General features: G+C 36.3%; 8 protein-coding genes and 1 tRNA gene. 2 read left to right on the top strand and 7 right to left on the bottom strand.

Annotation, left to right across the window (positions count from 1 at the left end; translation table 11 throughout):
* Both AMDU4_RS08640 and AMDU4_RS08635 read right to left on the bottom strand, forming a co-directional pair.
* Positions 1-204 (bottom strand): hypothetical protein (locus tag AMDU4_RS08640; protein WP_021787601.1); only part of this gene is annotated, 204 nt, incomplete at its 3' end.
* Between the two features lie 25 nt (positions 205-229).
* Positions 230-2,986 carry an MMPL family transporter gene (locus AMDU4_RS08635; protein WP_021787600.1) on the bottom strand — a complete coding sequence of 919 codons (2,757 nt, stop codon included), beginning with the start codon at positions 2,984-2,986 and terminating at the stop codon, positions 230-232.
* Between the two features lie 105 nt (positions 2,987-3,091).
* Between AMDU4_RS08635 and AMDU4_RS08630 the strand changes: the two genes are divergently transcribed.
* Both AMDU4_RS08630 and AMDU4_RS08625 read left to right on the top strand, forming a co-directional pair.
* Positions 3,092-4,003 carry an endonuclease V gene (locus AMDU4_RS08630; RefSeq protein ID WP_021787599.1) on the top strand — a complete coding sequence of 304 codons (912 nt, stop codon included), beginning with the start codon at positions 3,092-3,094 and terminating at the stop codon, positions 4,001-4,003.
* Positions 3,985-4,069, top strand: a tRNA-Leu gene (locus AMDU4_RS08625). The genes AMDU4_RS08630 and AMDU4_RS08625 overlap by 19 nt, the downstream gene beginning before the upstream one ends.
* Positions 4,070-4,349: 280 nt before the next feature.
* Here the strand turns inward: AMDU4_RS08625 and AMDU4_RS08620 are convergent.
* The 5 genes from AMDU4_RS08620 to AMDU4_RS08600 form a co-directional block, all read right to left on the bottom strand.
* Positions 4,350-4,637: a hypothetical protein gene (locus AMDU4_RS08620; RefSeq protein ID WP_290704746.1), complete on the bottom strand. Its 288-nt coding sequence runs from the start codon at positions 4,635-4,637 to the stop codon at positions 4,350-4,352.
* Positions 4,638-4,642: 5 nt separating this feature from the next.
* The gene (locus AMDU4_RS08615) at positions 4,643-5,023 is read right to left on the bottom strand and encodes a hypothetical protein (protein WP_021787597.1); all 381 of its coding nucleotides are present in this window, start codon (positions 5,021-5,023) and stop codon (positions 4,643-4,645) included.
* Entirely contained in the window at positions 5,020-5,304 is a 285-nt protein-coding gene (locus AMDU4_RS08610; protein ID WP_021787596.1) for a hypothetical protein, read from the bottom strand. Before AMDU4_RS08610 ends, AMDU4_RS08615 begins: the two co-directional genes overlap by 4 nt.
* 25 nt (positions 5,305-5,329) lie before the next feature.
* Entirely contained in the window at positions 5,330-5,626 is a 297-nt protein-coding gene (locus tag AMDU4_RS08605; protein WP_290704743.1) for a hypothetical protein, read from the bottom strand.
* Between the two features lie 61 nt (positions 5,627-5,687).
* A partial coding sequence (locus AMDU4_RS08600; protein WP_021787594.1) for an MFS transporter occupies positions 5,688-6,701 on the bottom strand: 1,014 nt, incomplete at its 5' end.

Here is a 6,701-nt window from a genome sequence, read left to right as displayed (position 1 = left end):
AAAGTAAACGTTAAAGCCCTGAAGTGTTGCCTGTATTTTGTCTGCAAACCATATGGCATCATCTGCTGTGGCTGAATCGGGCCAGTCATAAACCATGTCCTGTTCGCCCTTTATAAGGGAAAATCCAAGAGACCTTAATCTACCCACTACTTCACTGGGCTTTGTACCCTCACTGTTAAATATCACCTTAAGGAATGTCTTCATATTACCGTAGTCCCGCAATGTATAATTATTTTTCCGTGCGGGATTCTTTTACAATTTTGGATGGCCACCAGTTATACCTGTCCATAACAGTCATTATTGCTGGGACGAAGAACATCCAGCTTACAAAGGTATCTATCAGGACACCAAGTGCAAGTCCTACACCAATCTCCTCTATTATTCCTAATCCGCTGAAGTATAAGGCACCAAATGTGGCAAACAATAGAGATCCCAGAGTTATTATTACTCCTCCATTTTCTATAATGGAGTTTTTTACTGCATCATTGGTATTCATTCCTTTTGTGATATTCTCCTGAACCTTTGTAATCATAAAGATATCATAATCTAGACCTACAGCAAGCAATGTGATAAATACGAAGAGTGGAAGGAATATAATAACAGGCAGGTGAAGAATGTAATAGAATATCACATAAGTAATAGAAAGCGCCAGCATGACAGCGGCCATAACCATAAGTATGAGTCTTACAGGCGTAAGGGCGGAAGCAAGCTGGATAAGGAGAATTATGAATATTGTAATGCCAAGAAGTGGTACCATATTGTCAAAGGAGTGGGATGTGAATGAATATGCATTGTTGAGATACTCCGTGGTTCCACCAACATATGCTTTATAGTCGCCTGAACCCCCACCGGCACTGTTCACTATTGATGGCATGCTATTGACAAAATTTGCTGAGGGATTGCTCCATGCAACGTTGGAGAGGTACACTACAATTTCAACCGATTTGTGGTTGTGCCCTATGTAAGTCGCTGTCTGGTTTATATACTGGTTACTGTACTCTGGTGATGATACCAGATCTGTATAATTTACCTTCTTTTCATATGGGTAACCCGGTCCAGATATGCTATGCACATAGGGTGAAGATGCCAGTTTATCCTCTATTGCCAGCGTCTGATTATACTCCGTACTATTGAAATGAATGCTGCCCGTTGTTGAATTGACCAACATAATAGGTGAGGTAAAGTTTACCATAACATATGCGGGATCAAAAAGATCATAATGCATGGAACTGTTAATTACACTTGTTGCCTGGACACCACTGCTTGCTGGAATCAACCCAAAAATATCCATGTTAGTTGGCGTTGTTGAATATATAAATAATGCTCCCAGTGTTACTATAACCATGATTACTATGACCTTTTTCCTGTTGTTCAAGACTACATGGGCAACTTTTTCCATTGATTTTTCAAATGGCAGTTTCTGGTTCTTTTCAATTTTAGTTGGCCAGTAAGCTTTTTCCTGCCACTGTGCAAGTATTGCGATTAGAAATGTATTTGCAACAATTATTGTGACCACGGCAGCTATTGCATTTGTAAGTCCCGCATCGCTGAATATGGGTATATTGGAAATCCATAATATGATATAAGAAAGTGCAACAGTGGTGCCTGACGTGAATACTGCATGCCCTGCCCATTTGGACGATTCCTCTACTGCATTAGGATTTTTATCCTTTAACTCCCTGCGGAAACGGGCCAGTATATATACGGAATAATCGGAAGCTATACCAAGAATCAGTATAAGCAGCAAAGTTGGAGTGATAAAAGATATAGTTGTATGGAAGATGTACTTATAAAGTAACCCGTTTATTCCTGCTCCTATGACAGATGAAAATATAAACATAAGGAATGGGAGGAAGGCAGATACGGGTGACCTGAAGAATATACCAACAATGAATATTGAAACTATTATGCCTATCATCAATGCAATAATCATGCCATGCAGAGATTCGTTGGCGAGTTGGTTATTTGAAACTGAAGCACCGGCAAGATAATATGAACTGTTTGCTATTTTTGAACTGTAGCTCTTCTCCATTGAAATTATGTGCGCCTGCTGAGACTTGCTAATACTGCCCTTGTATGAAAATATCATTAGCAACGTCGAATTTCCATGGTTCATTAAGGCGGAGGAGCCGTAACTTGAAGGGAGTACCGGATATTTATTGTAAGTTGTATTATAGATTATTCCACTAACGAAGGATGTGTAGTTTTTTCCAGAGTTGTTGTAAAGTGAATACAGATAATTCTGAAAATATGGTGTATTGATCTTTATGAGGGGATTGGCAAGTGGTTTTGCATTATTTATGAAATATATCTGACTGCTGTTTACGAGGCTTACTGTATAATTTTCTATTGCCGGTGGAATCAGGGATTTATTTAAATTTCCAATATTGCTATAAACATTTTCCACAAAGGCTTTAATTCTGGATGGAGTAGTTAGATTCAATGTCCCCAGCAGTTTATCAAAAGCAACATGTTCAGGGGATGTTTCTGTAAGGTTCTTAACTGCATCTGTAACATTATAATGTTTACCTTCTAATAATAATGTATATTCAATCATTCCTTTGGTTCCGTTTTCCAATTTATAAGTACCACTGGAATATCCCGTCAAAGTCTTATTCTCTACAGTAAAAATGCTAGTCGTGCTGGAATAGCCTATGTTGATGCTTTTTAGATATGAATCCATAGAATTCTGGAATTTAATCATTTCCCTGCTTATTGTCAAATTATTTATTGAAGTGTTATTTGAAACTATGATTATGGAAGGATCGGATGAATTGCCGTGAAACTGGGATGTTAATATATCATTTGCCTTACTTGACTGTGAATTCTTTGTAACTAAAGAATTAGTAAGATTATATGATGTGTCACTAAATATAAGTGTGGCCGGATATGCCATGAGCAAAAACAATATTATCCAGAATACTAATACCTTCTTCTTGTTTCTCCTGACATATTTGCCAACTTTGAAGAAGAACGATTCGAACATCGGCTTGTTATTAAATCCTGAAATATAAAGTTAATGAGTGAATAATTCCTATAATGAAATAATATTGCTTCAATAATAATTTATACCTATTAGATATGATTATCAATGAATTATACTCATTTAAATCTTTATGACTATTTCTATAATCTTGTAAAGCAGATTCCTGAAGGCTGCATAACAACCTATGGAGAACTTGCAAGAGCACTTGGGGACATAAGGGCGGCAAGGGCAGTAGGCTACATGCTTTCAATAAACCAGGATCCGGATAAAATACCATGTTACAAGGTTGTGCACACAGATAGGAGGATGGGGAAGTATGCCCTCGGTATGGATGAAAAGGAAAAACGGCTAAGGAAAGATGGTATCAAGATATCCAATGGGATTGTTGAAAATTTCGAGGAACGATTTTTCTCAGATTTCAAGACAGATTATCCTTTGAAAAGATTGCAGGATGAACAGGAAAACATAGCAAGCATGGCTAATTTTACAGACGAGATAGATGAGGATAATTTTTCTGCAATAGATGTTTCCTATGATGGGCGTATGGGATATGGTGCCCTCATATCATATGACAGAGGAGAATATAACATAAAAAATATTGAAATGGAAGTTGACTTTCCTTACATACCTGGATATCTAGGATACCGGGAAACCCCTTTTGTCGAAAAACTTGCCGAAGGGATAAATGGAGCACTATTGATTGATGCAAATGGATTATTGCACCCAAGAAAATGTGGGCTGGCAACATTTGCTGGAGTTGTAATGGATAGAGCAACAATAGGTGTGGCCAAATCATTGCTCATGGGAAAGTTGGATGATAATGATTACATAATTTACAACAATGAGAAACTTGGATATGCAATCAACAGGCATACAATAGTAAGCCCGGGAAACAAGATAAGCCTAGAGTCAAGTATAAGAAAGATAAAGTTATTAGGAAAAGGTAAATATCCCTACATATTGAAACAGGCCCATAATGAGACTGTGGCCATGAGGAAGCGGAGATTGCCGAGCTAGGACAAAGGCGATGGATTCAGGGTCCATTTTCGCAGGGATTCGTGGGTTCAAATCCCACTCTCCGCATTATGATAAAGGTTTAATGTAAGTGATGATAAATCGCATTGAAATTATTTTTATTTATATACTCTTGATCCAGTTTTTATAATATAAAAATAACATCGTATAATGTAATGTGTTATAATTTATTAAGAATATTATTAACAGTTCTCCATTCTAATATCCAGCCTAACCTCTCTTATACGAATGCCAGCTTAAGTCCGATTTTTTTCTTTATTACATTAGATAAAAATTTAATAATAGACATTTCTCTGACATTATAAATTTCTAAACCCTTATTAGAAAGTCATTGTTTAAAGACGTTATCGTCTATTAATATCTTAATATACTCACTATAACTTAGACCACAATCTATTAATTTAATAAATTGCTCTTTATTAATGCCCAGTTCCCTTGCCATTAGACCTATTAGACGATCCCCAATTTCAACTTCTCCATGGCTAATTTTCGTATATACCCGAGTTTTTTCCTCTCCTATATAAAACCTAAAAATTTTATGATCATGTTTTACATCTAACTTAAATCCCTTAGCATTAAGGCCTTTCTCTACTTTCTTAGTCTTAATTGTGGTCAAAAAAATCACACTAAGGATAATAAAAATTTTTTAAGTTCCCTTGCATCCTCGTTTAATTCCTCGTCTGGTGCAATTGCAATATCTTCCCATTGTATTTCCAGGTCTTCTATTACTTTATCCTTCAATTTTTTGATATCAGAATCACTTTCGTGTATGTAAATAAAATTGTCTTCCACATAAAAATTGCCGGATATTAGGTCATCATATAAAATTTTAAATATAAATGACTGTTTAAATTTTATGACTTTCCCGTTAACTGTAATTTCCGATATTTCAAATTCAGATGGTGTATATGTGGCTATATCCTCATCTCCAGAAAATGATTGAGAAACGCTAATTGAACCGGAAGATATAATTTCAGATAGATTTGCAAAACCACTAATCATCTGTTATCACCTTCTGATATTTTTTCTAATTTAACACTTCCATCATCATTTATTACGGCTTCGTAAGAGTCCCACAATTTATATTGCGACTTCCATTGCTCTTTTGGTATGTATATATGCAACATATGTTTGTATATGGGCGCCTGAACCCTTGTTCCAATGGGGGAGTTGACATCTAAAGAATAACCTAACGACACCTGTACAAAGTTAAAATCTTTCAGCGGTGCATCGATTTTAATTTCTAAAACCTGAATTCTTTTTGAATATGTTATTTTTACCACGTTCCCTTATATTGTGTAGTTATCTTTAAAGTATATTAAAAGCTTTTGCTAGCATACCTTTAATATTTCCTTCGAAACATTTTCTATTAATTTTTTTGTCAGATCTGGTGATACGATACACTTTCTTGTCAGGCTTTAAAAACTTATTTTTTAAATGGTTGTAAACGACCCTCAGCCTTACTAAATAAAATAATTCACGGTGCTGCGTTATGCCTGTTATCCTGATCTCGTCCACAAATTCGATTATTTTTTCCCTTTGAGGTATTCTACCCAATCTATTATATTCGGAAATAAGATTGCTCTCTATAGCATATATTCCCATAACCATTTATTGTTTTGAACCATCTTAAGCCGTCAGGCTAAATCCTTCTCCGTATATTATTTTATTTCCCCGTAGGCATGGAAAATTTTATCTTCATTGAAATAAAGAATAATATTATGGAAACAGCCAGAATTGTTAATCCCATTACAGTCCACATCAGGTCATATGAATGATAATGGTCTATTATTAATCCTGAAATTGGTGTTCCTATTATAGTACCAAGGCTTATTATCAATATGCCCATTCCACTGAACATTCCTACCCGTCCTGGAGGAGCTATTTCTGATATTATGGAAACAAATACACCGTTCCACGAAATTGCTGTGAGGCCAATTAGGACTGAAAAAATGTAAGCATAATATATGTAGGATGAAAAATGCGGGAATGCCAAAAGAACCAGTGCAGTAGAAAACATGATGATTGAAAATGTTGCCATATGATTTTCTCTGAATATTATGTTTCCCAGCCTTGTCCACAGTATTCTTCCGAATATGGCACTTAGAAGGACAGTTATAAGGAAAGATTCGGCAATAATGGTACCGAATTTTATTTTCTGGAAATACAGCACATCGTATGTCATGACGGACTGTTGAGACCATGAAAGAAACAATGCCGAGAATCCAATAATGAGAAGGTTCCGGCTCTTTCCGGCCTTGAGCATCTCAGATATGTATTCCCGGACATTAAATTTCGAAGAATTATGTTTTTTCCTGTATGGTAAAATGAGCACCACGAATATTGCAAAAATAGACACAACAAGGTATGTATATGGCACCCCGGCCCTGAGAACAATGAATGGAAGAGCTATTGAAGCCATTGCGGCACCCATGGGCACACCAGCCTGTTTAATACCCATTCTTGTGAGATGTTCCGGAGAATACTCCTCCATAATGTGGCTATTTGTGGCTGGTGTCAGGACCCCATAGCCGAAGCCAATAAGATAGAATCCTAATAGCAATGTGATGTAGTAAGGAGATTTGAAAACTATCAGTGACCCGGCAGCCATTATTCCAAATGATAATTTCATGGCATTTCTATAACCTATCCTGTCGACAAAATAGCCCGTGAATATGGA

It is taken from the genome of Ferroplasma sp. Type II (genome assembly GCF_000496155.1).
Note: the sequence above shows the minus strand (reverse complement) of the source record. Positions and strands in the feature narration are given on the sequence as shown.